Annotated in this window: 14 protein-coding genes and 1 tRNA gene; 11 read left to right on the top strand and 4 right to left on the bottom strand. The window is 45.8% G+C overall.

Annotated elements, in window-relative coordinates; genetic code table 11:
• Nucleotides 1-448: 448 nt before the first annotated feature.
• Together G4D54_12435 and G4D54_12430 are read right to left on the bottom strand one after the other, a co-directional pair.
• Nucleotides 449-522, bottom strand: a tRNA-Gly gene (locus G4D54_12435).
• Nucleotides 523-924: 402 nt separating this feature from the next.
• A complete protein-coding gene (locus G4D54_12430) occupies nt 925-1,602 on the bottom strand; it encodes a TIGR00266 family protein (GenBank protein ID QJA03197.1) in 678 nt (225 codons plus the stop codon).
• Nucleotides 1,603-1,712: 110 nt separating this feature from the next.
• Between G4D54_12430 and G4D54_12425 the strand changes: the two genes are divergently transcribed.
• The 6 genes from G4D54_12425 (at nt 1,713) to feoB (ending at nt 9,361) form a co-directional block, all read left to right on the top strand.
• Nucleotides 1,713-2,663 (top strand): Gfo/Idh/MocA family oxidoreductase, encoded by a 951-nt coding sequence (locus tag G4D54_12425; protein ID QJA03196.1) that lies wholly within the window; start codon nt 1,713-1,715, stop codon nt 2,661-2,663.
• Between the two features lie 84 nt (nt 2,664-2,747).
• Nucleotides 2,748-4,013 (top strand): aminotransferase class V-fold PLP-dependent enzyme, encoded by a 1,266-nt coding sequence (locus G4D54_12420; GenBank protein ID QJA03195.1) that lies wholly within the window; start codon nt 2,748-2,750, stop codon nt 4,011-4,013.
• A gap of 13 nt (nt 4,014-4,026) precedes the next feature.
• The gene (locus tag G4D54_12415; GenBank protein ID QJA03194.1) at nt 4,027-4,980 is read left to right on the top strand and encodes a homoserine O-succinyltransferase; all 954 of its coding nucleotides are present in this window, start codon (nt 4,027-4,029) and stop codon (nt 4,978-4,980) included.
• Nucleotides 4,981-5,512: 532 nt separating this feature from the next.
• Nucleotides 5,513-6,649, top strand: a complete 1,137-nt coding sequence (locus G4D54_12410) for an aldo/keto reductase (protein ID QJA03193.1) — start codon at nt 5,513-5,515, stop codon at nt 6,647-6,649.
• A gap of 362 nt (nt 6,650-7,011) precedes the next feature.
• The gene (locus G4D54_12405; GenBank protein ID QJA03192.1) at nt 7,012-7,257 is read left to right on the top strand and encodes a ferrous iron transport protein A; all 246 of its coding nucleotides are present in this window, start codon (nt 7,012-7,014) and stop codon (nt 7,255-7,257) included.
• Nucleotides 7,247-9,361: a ferrous iron transport protein B gene (gene feoB, locus G4D54_12400; protein ID QJA03191.1), complete on the top strand. Its 2,115-nt coding sequence runs from the start codon at nt 7,247-7,249 to the stop codon at nt 9,359-9,361. The genes G4D54_12405 and feoB overlap by 11 nt, the downstream gene beginning before the upstream one ends.
• 120 nt (nt 9,362-9,481) lie before the next feature.
• On the opposite strand, the gene G4D54_12395 is transcribed toward feoB, so the two are convergent.
• Nucleotides 9,482-10,687 (bottom strand): acetyl-CoA C-acetyltransferase, encoded by a 1,206-nt coding sequence (locus G4D54_12395; GenBank protein QJA03190.1) that lies wholly within the window; start codon nt 10,685-10,687, stop codon nt 9,482-9,484.
• A 196-nt stretch (nt 10,688-10,883) separates the two neighbouring features.
• Nucleotides 10,884-12,092 (bottom strand): acetyl-CoA C-acetyltransferase, encoded by a 1,209-nt coding sequence (locus tag G4D54_12390; GenBank protein ID QJA03189.1) that lies wholly within the window; start codon nt 12,090-12,092, stop codon nt 10,884-10,886.
• A 342-nt stretch (nt 12,093-12,434) separates the two neighbouring features.
• Between G4D54_12390 and G4D54_12385 the strand changes: the two genes are divergently transcribed.
• From G4D54_12385 to G4D54_12365, 5 genes are all read left to right on the top strand, one after another.
• A complete protein-coding gene (locus G4D54_12385) occupies nt 12,435-13,574 on the top strand; it encodes an acyl-CoA dehydrogenase (GenBank protein QJA03188.1) in 1,140 nt (379 codons plus the stop codon).
• A gap of 30 nt (nt 13,575-13,604) precedes the next feature.
• Entirely contained in the window at nt 13,605-14,393 is a 789-nt protein-coding gene (locus tag G4D54_12380) for an electron transfer flavoprotein subunit beta/FixA family protein (GenBank protein QJA03187.1), read from the top strand.
• Nucleotides 14,394-14,407: 14 nt separating this feature from the next.
• The gene (locus G4D54_12375) at nt 14,408-15,436 is read left to right on the top strand and encodes an electron transfer flavoprotein subunit alpha/FixB family protein (protein QJA03186.1); all 1,029 of its coding nucleotides are present in this window, start codon (nt 14,408-14,410) and stop codon (nt 15,434-15,436) included.
• 72 nt (nt 15,437-15,508) lie between these two features.
• On the top strand, nt 15,509-16,348 hold the full coding sequence (locus tag G4D54_12370) for a 3-hydroxybutyryl-CoA dehydrogenase (protein ID QJA03185.1): 840 nt from the start codon (nt 15,509-15,511) through the stop codon (nt 16,346-16,348).
• A gap of 100 nt (nt 16,349-16,448) precedes the next feature.
• Entirely contained in the window at nt 16,449-17,228 is a 780-nt protein-coding gene (locus tag G4D54_12365) for an enoyl-CoA hydratase (GenBank protein QJA03184.1), read from the top strand.
• Nucleotides 17,229-17,238 lie beyond the last annotated feature (10 nt).

Below are 17,238 nucleotides of genomic sequence, written 5' to 3'. Positions count from 1 at the left end.
TAATCATCAAAACACCGATATCTTTCGCATCCCTCGGCCGGGCAGCACTAAACAGCTATCGCTAGCATTCATTGGATTCACACCAACTCCTCCACGGAGCATTTTATTTATAAGTATCATTATACGAAGGTCCTGGCGAACCGGCTTTCGAGACCGCTTTTTCTGCCTGATATGGATCGCTCTTGTATTCTTGATTTCTTTCTGAATTCAAAAATACCGTCTTGGCGTATCATCAGATGTCGCTCACTTCTTGTTTTAGTGCTCGCTATTTTATTTTCAAAGATCATGGATCATGGACCATGGTGGAGGAAAAAGAAAAAGGGATGTATAAGGAGAAATATTCCTTACACATCCCGTGTACATATCGTACGAACTCGCTTCCGATTTTTCGTAAAATTTAACAAAAATGCCCAGAGCCATAGGCTCTGAGCACAAATCTTACTCATAATGGAGCGGGTGATGAGAATCGAACTCACGTAGTCAGCTTGGAAGGCTGAAGTTCTACCATTGAACTACACCCGCATCTCTTGATTGCTCTAATAATATACACTATTTTTTTAGATTATGCAACACTTTTTTTAGTTTTTTTCGTTTTTTTTACCGATAGGCTCCTATTCCTCTGTGAGAGCCTGTAAAAATACAAGAGATATCTTGGGGATTGATTTGTTATAGACTGATACTCACTCACGTTATGGTTTTCTGAGTTTCTCCAAACGTCAAGGTGAATATTGACCAAGGCACTACTTTTACCGGAAGGAAACCTCGTTACGATAGCTCTAATATACGCATATCCCTTTCAAATCTGTAAAAGCTGTTTATCTTGCTGTTTCCATCGTTTATTCTGCAAGAGATTTGGATATCAACCACGGCCTGATAAAAACACCTTCTCATACACTTTTATGCAGCATATGAGAAGGTGTTTGGTTAATTTTTAGGCACCAGAGAAATTACACGGTCTGCCAAAACACTGAATGGCATTGTCTGCAGCCAGATTTTGCCGGGACCGCTTAACGTCGCAAGGAACATCCCTTCACCACTGAAAAACTTGTTTTTCAATCCCTTTACCGTTGTGATATCAAAGTGTACAGATTCCTCGAATCCGGCGATATACCCCTGATCCACCTGCAAGGTTTCACCGGGAGCCAGTGTTTTTTCGATGATATCTCCATCTATCTCAAGGAAGGCTGTACCGTTTCCTGTCAGCTTCTGTAAGACAAAGCCCTCACCGCCGAAAAATCCGGTACCCAGTTTTTTGCGGAAATGTGCCTGTAGATTCACACCGTCCTCTGCAGCAAGAAAGGCGTTTTTCTGAACAATGAGCGTCTTTCCATCATGCAGGGTAACCGGCAGAATCTTACCTGGAAAGCTGGAGCCGAAGGCGATTTCCGCATGGTCGTGACTGCTGGTATACGTGGTTAGAAAAATAGACTCGCCGGACATGGCACGTCCCAGTCCCTTCAGCAGCCCTCCACGGGTATTGGAATCCATAGAGAACCCTTCTTCCATCCAGCACATTCCACCGGATTCAGTAAACATTTTTTCCCCGCGATCCAGCTTGCAGACAACGGCCGGCAGCTGTCCGCCGATAATTTCATATTTCATTGAATCTCCTCCTGTCGTATGATATCTTTATTCTATCATATTTGGAAAATATTTACCTTTTCTATTGTACAAAAGTGCGATAAAATTAGAGCAGAAAGTGAGGACATACGATGATACATGTAGGAATTATGGGTCTGGGACAGATTGCGCATCGAGTAGCTAAGGGAATCTGCTATGCAGAAAACGCAGAGCTGTATGCGGTTGGCTCACGCTCCTTAGAAAAAGCAAGGGAATTTCAGAGACTATATGGAGCTCAAAAAATTTATGACAGCTATGAAAGACTCCTGCAGGATCCGCAGGTGGAGATGGTATATATATGCACACCAAATCATTTGCATTTCGAGCATATTCAAAACGCTTTGCGCCATGGAAAGCATGTTTTATGTGAAAAGCCGCTGGTGGCGAATGCTGAGCAGCTAAAGGAGTGCTTTCAGCTGGCACGCAGCAGCAATCTGTTTCTGATGGAAGCAGAAAAGACATTATTTACGCCGCTGAACAGAAAACTCAAGCAGCTGGTGAAGGAAGGAGTGATTGGACAGCTTCGGTATGTGGAGGGCAGCTATTCCTATCCAATCGATCTTTCAGAAATGAAGGAGGATCACTGGTGCTTCTCTAAAGAAGCAGGCGGCAGCGTCTATGATGTCGGTGTGTATCCGATCTGTTATGCGAACTGGTTTTCCGATGGATGTATCTCTGACATTCAGGCGGTCAAGGATTGTGCAGCAGGGGGCTATGATATGTTCACACAGGCGTTGCTCACCTACGATAACGGCGTAATTGCCAGTGTGCGCAGCGGCTGGAAGCAGTGGATGGATAATCGCGGGGTGTTGTATGGCAGTAAGGGAAGCATTGAGACAGAAAACTTCTGGAAGAATACCCGAGCGATTCTAAAAAGGGATGGTATCTGTACCCCCATCGAGGTTGACATGAAATCCGACTTTACCGGAGAGGTGGAGCATGCGGCGGCATGCATACAGCAGGGGCTGCTGGAGAGTCCGATTCTGGGAGAGCGGCAGAGCATGGAAATTATGAAAGTTCTGGAATATGTGAAATCTCTTTAAAATTTCTGAAAGTTTTTCATTACGGATTGAATAATTTTCATAAAAATAGTAAAATAATACGCAGTGAAAGGTGAGGTAATTGTAATGAAAATTGAATCGAAATGTCTGCATGCAGGCTATGAACCGAAAAACGGAGAACCTCGTGTTCTGCCGATTTACCAGAGTACGACCTATAAATATGACTCTACAGACTTTGTCGGACAGCTGTTTGACCTGACAGCGGAGGGACACATGTATTCCCGTATCTCCAATCCGACGGTGGATGCGGTAGAGAAAAAAATCGCAGCACTGGAGGGTGGTGTCGGAGCACTTTGTACAACATCCGGACAGTCCGCAACCTTCCTTGCTTTAATGAATGTGCTGGAAAGCGGAGACCATCTGGTTGCTTCCTCTACCATTTACGGAGGTTCAGTCAATCTGTTGTCTATCACCTTCCGAAAATTCGGCATCGAAGTGTCCTATGTGGATCCGGATGCGGCTGCAGAGGAAATCGAAAAGCTGATTCGCCCGAATACGAAAGCGGTATTTGGAGAGATTATGGCAAACCCTGCCATGAATGTACTGGATATTGAGAAATTTGCCAGTGTCGCACATGCACATGATATTCCGCTGTTTGTCGATAATACCTTTGCAACGCCTGTCCTGTGTCAGCCGTTTCGTTTCGGTGCGGACATCGTCATTCACAGCACAACAAAATATATGGATGGACATGCCCTGCAGGTTGGCGGTGTTATCGTTGATGGGGGATCCTTCAACTGGGCAAACGGCAAATTCCCGGGTCTGAGCACACCGGATGCCTCCTATCATGGTATCGTGTATACGGATACCTTCAAGGAAGCAGCTTATATCACCAAGGCCAGAGTTCAGCTGATGCGTGATCTGGGCTGTTATCCGGCTGCGCATTCTGCATTCCTGTTGAATCTGGGGCTGGAAACGCTGGCAGTCCGTATGGAACGTCATTGTGCGAATGCACAAAGAACGGCTGAATTTCTGGAATCACAGGACGCGGTGGAATTTGTAAACTATCCGGGTCTCAAGCAGAATAAATATCACGCCCTGGCACAGAAATATCTGCCGAAGGGATGCTGTGGCGTTATTTCCTTCTCCATCAAGGGAGGAAGAGAGCGCGCAGCTGCTTTCATCGATCATTTGAAGATGGTTTCTCTGGAAGTCCATGTTGCGGATATTCGCACCTGTATTCTGCATCCGGCAAGCTCTACACACCGGCAGCTTACGGATGAACAGCTGGTAAACTGCGGTATCACACCGGGATTGATTCGACTGTCCTGCGGAATAGAGCATATTGATGATATCCTGGAAGATTTAACACAGGCGTTCGCACAGATATAGGAGATGAAACAGCATGCCGATCAATATACCGAATGGCCTGCCAGCCAAGCAGATACTGGAAAGTGAAAAAATCTTTGCACTGGAAGAGGATGTAGCAAGAAAGCAGGATATCCGCCCGCTGAGAATTGTTATCCTCAATCTGATGCCCAAAAAAATTGAAACGGAAACACAGATTCTGCGTCTGATATCCAAATCCCCATTACAGGTGGATATCGATTTTATGATGGTCAGCAATCATGTTTCCAAAAACACGAGTGCAGATCATCTGTTGAAGTTCTATGATGATTTTTCGACGCTGAAAAAGAACCGTTATGACTGTTTGATCATAACCGGTGCACCGGTGGAGCATCTGGAATTTGAGGATGTCGACTACTGGGACGAGCTATGTGAAATCATGGAATGGAGCAAAACTCATGTGTACTCCACGCTGCATATCTGCTGGGGTGCACAGGCAGGATTGTATTATCATTATCATATTCAGAAGCATTTGATGAAGCAGAAGGTATTTGGTATTTATCCGCAAACGTTATGTGATGAATACAATTTTCTGACAAATGGCTTTGATGAAATACATTACACTCCGCATTCCCGCCATACTGCCATTGATGAACATGCACTGGCTAAGCAGGAAGCCCTTGAAATTTTATCCCGCTCGGATGTAACCGGCAGCAATATTGTTGCGACCGGAGATTTCCGGGAAATTTATATCCTGGGGCATCTGGAATATGGCAAGGAAACACTGGCGCAGGAATATTTCCGCGATCTTTCGCAGGGTAAGGAAATTCAGCTTCCCTTTAATTATTTCCCTGAGGATGATCCACAGCAGGAGCCTGTTTTAACATGGCGTTCTCATGCAAATCTGTTGTATCGCAACTGGCTGAATTACGTATATCAGATGACACCGTATGACCTGCAGGAATTAAGTGCTTATAAACAAGAACATAACGTGGCTGCAGCGTCTGTATGAATAGAAATAATATCCTGATATGATACAGGGTATACATGCCATGGAGATCCAGTGCCTTGTGTGTTGTAACAGGCTTAAGGTGCAGGCCGTTTTCACAGAGAACTGCGTTTCTTGAAAAATACAGGAAGTCAATGAACGATGAGTTTAAACAGCCTGTTAATCGAAACATCTATCTGCAGTCACCGAGCGAATGGGTAGAAATCAAGCTTTGATTGGATGATTTCTATCCTTTTTTATTTCTCAGATACTCGTTATGAGATCACAGCATTGACAAATCAGACCCCATAGGCAGCATAGCAAGCAAGGGATGTGCCTCAGTTATTTTGATGATTTGCAGCTTTCATTGTTCAAATAGGATAGTTTGCAAAGGATACAATAGCTTTCTCTGAAATGTACCCTGCATTTTGAAACGGCATTGTGAATGTCGGACAGCTTTTTGTAAGATATTTTTGCCTGCTCTGTTTCCTTTTTTTTTCCTCTGCGTTTATAATATAGGTATTATAAGATGCTGGTTAAAGGAGGAGTTTGAAGTATGGAATACAGAGAGCTGAATGAGGAGTATCAGCCATCCCTGCTGGGATTTGGATGTATGCGTTTCCCGCTGGATGCACAGGGGAAGATTGATGAGGCGGAAGCTGAACGGATGCTGGATACCGCAATCGCACATGGTGTGAAGTATATCGATACAGCGTTTCCGTATCATCATGGAGATAGTGAACCGTTTGTAGGCCGTGTGCTGAAAAAATACGATAGAAGCAGCTACTATCTGACAACAAAGCTGCCGCTTTGGGATTTGAATACGCTGGAGGATGCGAAAGCGATGTTTGAAAATCAGCTGAAGCGCCTTGATGTAACGTATGTGGATTTTTATCTGCTCCATGCGGTAGATAAGGCGAAATGGGAAAAAGCAAAGCAGCTGGGCATTCTTGCATATTGTGAAGAATTAAAAGCGCAGGGAAAAATACGGAATTTCGGCTTTTCCTTTCATGATGAATACGACGTATTTGAAGAGATACTGACTTATCGCAAATGGGATTTTTGCCAGATACAGTATAATTATGTGGATACACAAGAGCAGGCCGGAGATCGCGGCTATGCCCTGGCTGAGAAACTGGGAATTCCGATGGTCATCATGGAGCCGGTGAAGGGCGGTTCGCTTTCCAAGCTGCCACAGGATCTTGCTTCACGCTTAAAGGAGGCTGCACCCAATAGCAGCATCTCCTCCTGGGCGCTTCGCTGGGTAGCCAGTAAGCCAAATGTTAAGGTGGTACTCAGTGGCATGTCCACCATGGAGCAGGTGCTCGATAACCTGTCAACCTTTGAAGATTTTAAACCGCTGAGCGTAGCGGAGCAGGGGTTGATTAAGGAAATCGCAGAAGAAATCAAGGCGAGAACGATGAACGGCTGTACAGGCTGTGCGTACTGTATGCCGTGTCCATTTGGTCTGGATATTCCAAAGAATTTCCGCATCTGGAATGAGCATGCAAAATATGGAAATACGGAAGTGGCAAGAAAACGTTATTTTGAAGAAATGAAGGAGGAAGAAAGAAGCAGCCAGTGTAAGAAATGCGGGAAATGTGAAGCACTGTGTCCACAGCATATCGCTATACGTGAGGATCTGGCACATATGAGCAGCGATATGGAGCTTCTTAAGAGCAAAGCTGGGTAAGCATGAAAAGCAACTCATAAATACAGACAGGAGTGTTCGCGTGATATCATGGCGGCATTCCTTTTTTAGTGAACCTTTCTATGCAGTCTTCAATTTACATTGCAGAAATTACAGCTATGTGGCACTGACAGCAAGCTGAGCAAAAGAGCCTCTTATGCTGTCAGCTTTTATTGCATATGTGCTGAGATGACTCTATCATTTTTTAAGTATTTGCACAGGTCTCCTGTAAGCAGCATACCTGAGAAACTCCACTTTTTGACACTGCTGCTTCTGCTTGCTTACGGAAAGGGAGATGGTGGTTGTAGGCATTTGTGGAGGCGCATTTGCCCGCAGGTTGATAGTATAGGTGCAGGAGGGTAGAAATGAACTGTTTAAAAGATGCTGTTCTCAACGAAGAGGTTTTTGTGGTAGATATCGAGCATACAGCTTTGATGAAACGCAGGCTGATGGATCTTGGGTTCGTACCGGGCACTGGAGTGACACCGGTTTTGGAAAGTCCCAGCAGGGATATGCGTGCCTATCTGATCAAGGGCTGTAAAATCGCTTTACGCAGTGAAGACAGTGAGCGGATTCTGGTAAAAGGGAAGGAGGCTGCATATGCTGTTTGAAAAGCTCGTTCAGGCGAACGACAATATCAATGAAATGTACTTGAAGCAGCGCAAGGGATATACCATTGCTTTGCTTGGAAATCCCAATGTCGGTAAAAGCACGGTATTCAATGAGCTTACCGGCATGAATCAGCATACCGGTAACTGGCCGGGGAAAACGGTGGAGCTTGCGAAGGGACACTATACACATAGGTATCGCCAGAATCAGATGATAGATCTTCCTGGAACCTACTCCCTGCTTGCACACTCCAGTGAGGAGGAGGTTACACGAAATTATGTGTGCTTTGAGCCATGCGATGTGTGCCTGGTTATCTGTGATGCCACTGTTCTGGAACGTAACCTGAACCTGGTTCTGCAAACGATGGAAATCACAGATCATGTCGTACTTGTTTTAAATCTTATGGATGAAGCTAAAAAGAAGAACATTACGATAGATACGGAAAAGCTTGCCAAGCTTTTGAAGGTTCGTGTCGTAGAAATGAGCGCACGCAATCATGAGGGCTTTGAGGATGTCAAGGAAGCCATTGAAGAGGTGGGAAACCGTGTAAGCGATACGCAAGGGGCTGCAGTCCGTTATGCCAAAGATCTGGAGCAGGCCATTGCTGCGGTAGCTGATGTTATGAAAACACGGCGGCTCAATACACGCTTTACGGCCTTGAAGCTGTTGGATCCGGAGGTTGACAGCACGCTGTTTTATGAGGATATTGAGAACCAGGAGGAAACAAGGGCAGAGGTGGAAAAACAGATTGCTCGCTTAAAGGATAAGGATTTGTATGAACGCTTTGAAGATATCGTAGTACACGCCCTGCATGAAAGAGCAAGGGAAATCAGTGAAGAATGTATTATATTTAACAATGCATCCTACCAGAACCGGGATATGCGTATTGATCATGTTGTTACCAGCAAAGGCTGGGGACTGGTATGGATGGTCGTATTGTTATCTGTAATATTTTGGATTACCATTTCCGGAGCCAATGTTCCAAGCGAAATGCTTTCAGGAATGTTCGAGGATCTGCAGGTATGGCTGCATCAGCTATTTGCCTCCTGGAGTATGAATCCATATATCACCAGCTTTATTGTGGATGGAGTCGTGAAAACCTGCGGCTGGGTAATTTCCGTTATGCTGCCGCCGATGGCAATCTTCTTTCCGATGTTCACACTGCTGGAGGACTTTGGTTATCTGCCGCGAATCGCTTTTAATCTGGACGGCTTCTTTCAAAAGGCCTGCACCTGCGGGAAACAGGCGCTGACGATGTGTATGGGATTTGGCTGCAATGCCGTCGGGGTCAGTGGAGCCCGTATTATCGACAGTCCGCGGGAGCGTCTGATTGCAATTATCACCAATACCTTTGTACCCTGCAATGGCCGCTTTCCTACGCTGATCAGTATTATTACGATGTTCTTTGCAGGGGTGGTGGCGGCACCGTGGAATGGTCTTCTGTCAACACTGCTGTTGACGGGCGTTATTGTATTTGGTGTCATCCTGACCTTTCTCACCTCACGCTTTTTGTCGAAAACGCTGCTGAAGGGAGTGCCGTCGAGCTTTACACTGGAGCTTCCTCCGTATCGGCGGCCGCAGTTTGGCAAGGTGATCGTGCGTTCCATCTTTGACCGTACGCTGTTCGTGCTGGGCAGGGCAGTGAGTGTTGCCATACCTGCCGGAGCAATTATCTGGCTGCTGGCCAATATTCAGGTTCAGGATGCAAGCCTGCTGCAGCATATATCGCTGTTTCTGGATCCCTTTGCTCATCTGATGGGGCTGGACGGTGTCATTCTGCTGGCCTTCCTTCTGGGCTTCCCGGCAAATGAAATCGTTGTACCGATCATGATCATGGCGTATCTGGCAAATGGATCGATGATGGATATCGGTGATCTTGCCGTATTAAAGGAGCTGTTCGTCAACAACGGCTGGACATGGGTAACCGCCATCTGCACCCTTATGTTCTCTCTGGTACACTTTCCATGTGCTACCACACTGCTCACCATACGCAAGGAAACACAAAGCTGGAAATGGACTGCCGTCAGCTTTCTGTTGCCAACCGTACTTGGTATCCTGCTGTGTATGGGAATCAATCTGCTTGCGCATATCTTTCTGCTGGTATAACTATGTCTGCCGATTCTTGATGTTTTGAAATGAACACGTGTGTATGCTATAGAAAGATAAATTCAAATAAACGGGTACAAAAAAAGAGGAGCCGTGTGTGAGTTCCTCTTTTCTTATATATTATGGGCGCTTTACGATAACAGCGGTACCCTGTCCACCACCGATGCACAGAGATGCAAGACCAGATTTCGCATCACGCTTGATCATTTCGTGAATCAGTGTAACCAGAATACGGTTTCCGGACGCACCAACCGGGTGACCCAGAGCGATTGCTCCACCGTTTACATTCGTTCTTTCCAGGAATGCTTCACGATCGATTCCGTGCTCCTCTACCAGCTCGTGTACAACACCTAAAGACTGAGCGGCAAATGCTTCATTCAGCTCTACCAGTTCAACCTCATCCAGCTTCATGTCTGCATATTTCAATGCATTACGGATTGCCGGAGTAGGTCCCAGACCCATTGTTAACGGATCCACACCACCCTGACCGATGCCGACTACCTCGCACAGCGGAGTCAGGTTGTATTTTTCGACAGCTTCTTCACTTGCCAGCAGAACGAAGGAAGCACCATCGTTGATGCCGGATGCGTTTGCAGCCGTTACACTACCGTCCTTAACGAATGCCGGACGCAGCTTTGCCATCTTTTCAGGAGTGGATTTGCGGTTTGGATGCTCGTCTGTATCAAATACGATTGTTTCTTTTCTCAGCTTCACTTCAACAGGAACGATTTCGTCCTTGAAACGTCCGGAATCAACAGCAGCGATAGCCTTTTGCTGAGAAGCATAACCGAATGCATCCTGCATTTCACGTGTGATATTGTATTTCTTGGCAATGTTCTCTGCCGTAACACCCATGTGGATACCGTTCATAGCATCTGTTAGGGCATCGTAGATCATATGGTCTACACACTTGAAATCTCCCATTTTGTTTCCTGTACGTGTATTTGCAGGAATCAGGTAAGGAGCACCGGACATGGATTCCACACCACCGGCAACGACAATGTCATTAAATCCTGTCTGAATGGACATAACACCCTCCATAACGGTACGAAGTCCGGAACCACATACCATGTTCACGGAGTGTGAGCATACACTTTCCGGAATTCCTGCAGCAAGGGCAACCTGACGTCCGATGTTCTGTCCCAGACCAGCGCTCAGCACGTTCCCGCACAGCAGCTCGTCTACCTGCTCAGGAGCAACCTTTCCATCTTCCAGCAGTGCCTTTACTACTGTAGCCCCTAAATCAACTGGTTTTACGGTAGTTAAAGATCCTAAGAAACTACCGATTGCACTACGTTTAGCGCTAACAACATAAGTTTTTCTCATTTTTCTCTACCTGTCTTTCTTTCAATTTAACGTGTCGCATACGACACTCAATACATCAACATAGTAACGAAAATTCATGCATTTGTCAATAACTTGTGAAAAAATTCATAAGTGAATGCATCTGTCGGATTTCTCTTTTTACGATTTTGAAACACAAAAGCAGGAAAAACAAGCCCTTGTGAGCTTGTTCTTTTGTTTATACGCGTTTGATGATGACTGCAGCACCCTGTCCGCCGCCGATGCACAGGGAAGCCAGTCCGATTTTCAAATCGCGCTTCTGCATTTCATGAAGCAGACTCACCAGAATTCGGTTTCCGGATGCACCGACCGGATGTCCCAGTGCGATTGCTCCGCCATTGACGTTGGTTTTTTCCATAAAGGCGTTACGATCCATGCCGGTTGCTTCCTCCAGTTCATGAATGACACCCAGAGACTGTGCAGCAAACGCTTCATTCAGCTCTACGAGCTCCATGTCCTCGATGCACAGGTCAGCATACTTCAGCGCATGCAGAATCGCAGGCGTAGGACCAAGACCCATGACGCGTGGATCTACACCGCCCTGACCGATGCCGATGACTTCCGCAAGCGGTGTCAGATTATATTTCTTAACGGCATCCTCACTGGCGATGATTGTAAAGCTGGCACCGTCATTGATACCGGAAGCATTTCCGGCAGTAACGGTACCGTCCTTTGTGAAAGCGGGACGCAGCTTTGCCAGCTTTTCCGGCGTGGAGGCACGGTTCGGGTGCTCATCGGTGTCAAATACCGTCACACTGCCCTTACGGCCGGGTACTTCTACCGGCACGATTTCATCCTGAAAGCGCCCGGAATCGATGGCAGCGATTGCCTTCTGCTGGGATGCATAGGCAAAGGCGTCCTGATCCTCACGGGAAATGGAATACTTTTTCGCTATATTATCTGCGGTAACACCCATGTGTATCCCATACATACCATCTGTTAATCCATCATGCAGCATGGAATCCACCATCTTCATGTCACCCATCTTCACACCGTTTCGCACCTTACTAGGCACCAGATACGGTGCATTGGTCATAGATTCCACACCACCGGCTACAAAGATATCGCCGAATCCGCACTGGATGCGCATGGTAGCTTCCATAACCGCCTTTAATCCGGAACCGCACAGCATATTCAGGGACTGTGCACATACCTCAACAGGGACACCGGCCTTGATGCTGACCTGACGTCCGATGTTTTGACCAAGACCTGCCGCAATCACGTTTCCGACAATCACCTCGTCGATATTGGCAGGATCAATGCCTGCCTCCTCGATGGTTCTGCTTAAAACAGCAGCTCCCAGATCTACCAGGGGCATGTTGGTAAGCCCGCCCATGAAGCTTCCGATGGCGCTTCGCTTTGCTGCTACAACATATGCTTTTCTCATGTAATAACCTCCGCTTTCTATGTTGGTCTTCCTTGGGGAAGGGGAAGAGGACCCTTTGTCAAGGCTATGGTAACGGAAGAAAAAACGTTTGTCAAGAAACTTGTTAATAAATTAACAAACGAGAATGTAGGAATATATTCTGAACAAATGTCAACTTGTTAATTTTGTAACAAAAACTTGTTAAAACTTTAACAAACATATTGACGTGAACAAAAAAGAGGTCTAAAATGTAGATGGATTATGTATTCTCGACAACGCGATGAATACGCTGCTTATACTATATTTATATAGGCGCATGCAAGCAATCCTAAGTTCAAGTAAATCAAGGAGAGGAGAACACTTATGGACTTCATGTTAACAGAACAACAACAGATGATGAAGAAACTTTTCGCTGAGTTTGCTGAAAAAGAAGTAAAACCTCTTGCAGCAGAAGTAGACGAAGATGAACGTTTCCCTAGAGAAAACGTCGAAAAAATGAAAGCCTGCAAAATGATGGGGATTCCGTTCAGCAGAGAATACGGCGGAGCAGGTGCTGACTACCTGAGCTATATTCTGGCAGTCGAGGAGCTGAGCAAGAAATGCGGTACAACAGGTGTTGTATTGTCTGCTCACACATCTCTTGGAACATGGCCAATCGAACACTTCGGAACAGAAGAACAGAAAAACAAATATCTGCCTGACTTATGTACAGGCAAGAAGCTGGCTGCATTCGGCTTAACAGAGCCAAATGCCGGTACAGATGCTGCCGGACAGCAGACAACGGCTGTAAAAGACGGTGACGATTACATCCTGAACGGTACAAAAATCTTCATTACCAACGCTGGGGAAGCAGATGTTTATGTAATCTTTGCAATGACTGACAAGACAAAGGGAACTCATGGTATCTCTGCATTTATCGTAGAGAAGGGAATGCCGGGATTCACTGTTGGTCAGCATGAAAAGAAGCTGGGTATCCGCGGTAGTGCAACCAGTGAGCTGATCTTCAACAACGTGCGTTTAAGCAAGGACCACCTGCTCGGACAGGAAGGCAAAGGCTTCAAGATTGCCATGATGACACTGGATGGCGGACGTATCGGTATCGCTGCGCAGGCACTTGGTATTGCACAGGGTGCAATTGATGAAACCGTTCCTTATGTAAAAGCTCGTAAGCAGTTCGGACGTTCCATTGCAAAATTCCAGAACACACAGTTCCAGCTGGCTGATATGCAGGTGAAAACAGATGCAGCCAGATGGCTGGTATACGATGCAGCAATGAAGAAAGAAAAAGGTCTTCCTTACTCTGTCGAAGCTGCTAAGGCGAAACTGTTCGCAGCAGAGGTTGCAATGGAAGTTACAACCAAGGCAATTCAGCTGATGGGTGGATACGGTTATACTCGTGACTATCCGGTTGAAAGAATGTTCCGTGATGCGAAGATCACTGAAATCTATGAGGGTACTTCTGAAGTACAGCGCATGGTTATCAGTGGCGCAATGCTGAAGTAATACAGAGAGAAAAGAAAGGATACGAAGATTATGAAAATTATCGTTCTTGTAAAACAGGTACCGGATTCTACTGAAATCCGTGTTGACAAAGTTACTGGTACATTGATTCGTGCCGGAGTTCCTAGTATCATCAATCCAGATGATCTGGCTGGTGTGGAAGCTGCACTGCAGCTGAAAGAAAAATACGGGGCAACTGTTACTATCATTTCCATGGGACCTCCTCAGGCTACGGGAATGCTGAAAGAATTATACGCTCGTGGAGTTGACGAATGTATCCTGATCACAGACCGCAAATTTGCTGGTGCTGATACATGTGCAACTTCCAGCACACTGGCTGCTGCATTGAACAAAACAGGCTACGACCTGATCATTGCAGGACGTCAGGCTATCGATGGGGATACTGCACAGGTTGGTCCGCAGACTGCTGAACGTCTGGGAATCCCTCAGGTTACCTACGTAGACGACATTATTGAACTTAGCGATACTGCTGTTACTGTTAGAAAATCACTGGAAGACAGTGAAGAGATCATTGAGGCGAAGCTGCCTTGTGTTCTGACAACCTTAAGTGGAATGAACGAGCCACGTTACATGAACTGTAACGATATCGTTGACTCCTTCTCTAAAGAAGTGAACGTTATGACATTTGATGATCTGGGAATCGATGAGAGCATCGTTGGTCTTGCAGGTTCTCCGACTAAGGTTCACGCTACATTCACCAAAGAAGTATCTGCTGAAACAGAAACATTCGATCTGCCAGCTGCAGAAGCTGCCAAACTGATTGCAAAGACACTGAAAGACAAGCAGATTATTACGAAATAGGAGGAGAAGGAACAATGGCTAAATTTGAAGGATATAAAGACATTTACGTATTCGTAGAACAGAAAAACGGCGAAGTTGCCAACGTTGGATACGAACTGATTTCCGAAGCTAGAAAACTGGTTGCATCCATTCCTCAGATGAACTTCCAGGTTGTCGGTGTACTGCTTGGACACAACATCAAAGACAAGGCGAATGACGTAATTGCACATGGTGCCGACAAGGTAATCGTTGTGGATGACGCGCTGCTGGAAGGATATTCCACACAGTTCTATGCGGATGCCCTGACACAGGTCATCAACAGCTTCAAGCCGGACAGCTTCCTGACAGGAGCTACGGTACTTGGTCGTGACCTTGCACCACGTGTTGCTGCACGTTTGAATGCCGGTCTGACTGCAGATGCTACCAAAATCGAAATCGATCAGGAAAAGGCAAAAGACGGAGAAGCGCTGCTGCTGGTTACCCGTCCTACATTCGGCGGTAACCTGTTTGGTACGATCGTATGCCCGGATACTCGTCCGCAGATGGCAACAATTCGTCCAAACGTATTCTCAATGGACGATGTTGATGCTTCCAGAACCGGAGAGGTTGTAGAATTTACTCCAGAATGGACAGATACAGATCCAAAAGTAATCGTTAAAGAAGTGATTGCTAAAGTAGTAGAAGGCGTTGACATCACAAAGGCTGACATCCTGGTAGGTGCAGGTCGTGGTGCTGAAGACTGTCTGGATATGGTACAGGCAGTTGCTGAAGAACTGGGCGGAGAGCTGTGTGCTTCCCGTGCCGTAGTTGACGATGGATTTGCTGACAAGGCAATTCAGGTTGGACAGACCGGTAAGACCGTTCGTCCTAGTCTGTACATCGCATGTGGTATTTCCGGAGCATGCCAGCATGTTGCCGGTATGGAAAAATCCGATATGATCATCGCGATCAACCGTGACCCGCAGGCTGAAATCTTCAGCATTGCAAACATGGGCTTCATCGGTGATGTAAAAGAAATCCTTCCTCTGCTTAAGGATGAAATCATCGCTGCGAAAAAGGGGTAATAAATACGTTTATACAAGAGGGTGGGAAACTACCCCTCTTGGTATACAAAAATAGTAAAGGAGATAATAAACATGAAAAAAGTTGGTGTAATTGGTGCCGGAACAATGGGCCAGGGTATTGCAAATGCATTTGCTTCCAATGGGTACGATGTAACCGTATGTGACATTAAGATTGAATGGGCACAGGGCGGAATCGACAAAATCGCTAAAAAACTGGACAAACTGGTTTCCAGAGAAAAAATGACGGCTGACAAGGCTGCAGAAGTAAAAGGCAATCTGAAGGCTGGAGAATACAAGGATCTGGCTGACTGCGATCTGATCGTGGAAGCTGTTCTTGAAAAAATGGAAGTTAAGAAAGAACTGTTCACAACACTGGATGAAATCTGTAAAGATTCCTGTATCTTTGGTTCTAACACATCTTCTTTATCCATTACCGAAATCGCTACCGGAATCAAACACAATGTCATCGGTATGCACTTCTTCAACCCTGCTGACCGTATGAAACTGGTTGAGGTTATTTCCGGAATCAACACGCCTGTTGAAACAAAGGAAGCTATTATTGAAATCTCTAGATCCTTAGGAAAAACTCCTGTTGAAGTTGCAGAAGGTCCTGGATTTGTTGTAAACCGTATCCTGGTTCCGATGATCAACGAAGCTGCCTTCATTCTGCAGGAAGGAATTGCATCTGTTGAAGATATCGATACAGCTATGAAACTGGGTGCCAACCATCCGATGGGACCTCTGGCACTGGGTGATCTGATTGGTCTGGATATCGTGGAAGCTATCATGGATGTTCTTTACAATGAAACAAAAGACTCTAAATATCGCTGCTGTACGCTGATCCGCAAAATGGTTCGCGGAGGTAAGCTCGGTCAGAAATCCGGTATCGGGTTCTACGACTACTCTAAATAATTCACGCATACAACACATGACGAGTGAATCTGTAATTTCACATGAAACCCATTGAAATTGTGGATTCACTTTTTTAAAAATGGAAAGGAAGATGAATACAATGGAAACAATTTTAGTAAACTATGAAGGACATGTAGCAACCATCACAATCAACCGTCCAAAAGCACTGAACGCATTAAGCACACAGGTTTTAACAGAGCTGAATCAGGCACTGGATGAAGTTGCGGCAAACAACGATGTATATGCACTGGTACTTACCGGAGCAGGAGAGAAATCCTTTGTTGCAGGTGCAGATATCGCTGAAATGAAGGATAAGAGCGTGGAAGAGGCTGCTGCTTATGGAAAATTCGGTAACGAGGTATTCCGTAAGATTGAAACCTTCCGCTGCCCTGTTATCGCTGCTGTTAACGGTTTTGCATTAGGTGGTGGCTGTGAGCTGGCAATGAGCTGCGACATTCGTGTGGCAAGTGAAAATGCAGTCTTCGGACAGCCGGAAGTTGGCTTGGGAATCACTCCGGGCTTTGGTGGAACACAGCGTCTGGCACGTCTTGTCGGTACCGGCATTGCGAAGGAAATGATTTATACAGCAAGAAACATCAAAGCAGAGCGTGCATACGCCATCGCTCTGGTAAATAACGTTGTCCCTGCCGAAGAACTGATGGCTGTTGTTATGAAGATGGCAAACGGTATCGCAAAGAATGCGCCAATCGCTGTTGCATACAGTAAAAAAGCAATCAACAACGGGCTGCAGACAGATATCGAAGGTGGAATTGCAATCGAAGTGGAAGAATTCTCCAATTGTTTTGCGACAGAAGATCAGACCTATGGTATGACCTGCTTCCTGGAAAAAACGAAGGATAAAAAATTCTCTAACAAATAAGCAAGTAAAT

The organism is [Clostridium] innocuum, from assembly GCA_012317185.1.
GTDB lineage: Bacteria > Bacillota_I > Bacilli_A > Erysipelotrichales > Erysipelotrichaceae > Clostridium_AQ > Clostridium_AQ innocuum.
Note: the sequence above shows the minus strand (reverse complement) of the source record. Positions and strands in the feature narration are given on the sequence as shown.

Excerpts from the sequence above, each read along its gene's own strand:
- G4D54_12430 (QJA03197.1), bottom strand. The coding sequence starts at position 1,602 with ATGAAATATGAAATTATCGGCGGACAGCTGCCGGCCGTTGTCTGCAAG.
- feoB (QJA03191.1), top strand. The coding sequence starts at position 7,247 with ATGCTGTTTGAAAAGCTCGTTCAGGCGAACGACAATATCAATGAAATG.
- G4D54_12415 (QJA03194.1), top strand. The coding sequence starts at position 4,027 with ATGCCGATCAATATACCGAATGGCCTGCCAGCCAAGCAGATACTGGAA.
- G4D54_12425 (QJA03196.1), top strand. The coding sequence starts at position 1,713 with ATGATACATGTAGGAATTATGGGTCTGGGACAGATTGCGCATCGAGTA.
- G4D54_12405 (QJA03192.1), top strand. The coding sequence starts at position 7,012 with ATGAACTGTTTAAAAGATGCTGTTCTCAACGAAGAGGTTTTTGTGGTA.
- G4D54_12420 (QJA03195.1), top strand. The coding sequence starts at position 2,748 with ATGAAAATTGAATCGAAATGTCTGCATGCAGGCTATGAACCGAAAAAC.
- G4D54_12370 (QJA03185.1), top strand. The coding sequence starts at position 15,509 with ATGAAAAAAGTTGGTGTAATTGGTGCCGGAACAATGGGCCAGGGTATT.
- G4D54_12390 (QJA03189.1), bottom strand. The coding sequence starts at position 12,092 with ATGAGAAAAGCATATGTTGTAGCAGCAAAGCGAAGCGCCATCGGAAGC.
- G4D54_12410 (QJA03193.1), top strand. The coding sequence starts at position 5,513 with ATGGAATACAGAGAGCTGAATGAGGAGTATCAGCCATCCCTGCTGGGA.
- G4D54_12375 (QJA03186.1), top strand. The coding sequence starts at position 14,408 with ATGGCTAAATTTGAAGGATATAAAGACATTTACGTATTCGTAGAACAG.
- G4D54_12385 (QJA03188.1), top strand. The coding sequence starts at position 12,435 with ATGGACTTCATGTTAACAGAACAACAACAGATGATGAAGAAACTTTTC.
- G4D54_12395 (QJA03190.1), bottom strand. The coding sequence starts at position 10,687 with ATGAGAAAAACTTATGTTGTTAGCGCTAAACGTAGTGCAATCGGTAGT.
- G4D54_12380 (QJA03187.1), top strand. The coding sequence starts at position 13,605 with ATGAAAATTATCGTTCTTGTAAAACAGGTACCGGATTCTACTGAAATC.
- G4D54_12365 (QJA03184.1), top strand. The coding sequence starts at position 16,449 with ATGGAAACAATTTTAGTAAACTATGAAGGACATGTAGCAACCATCACA.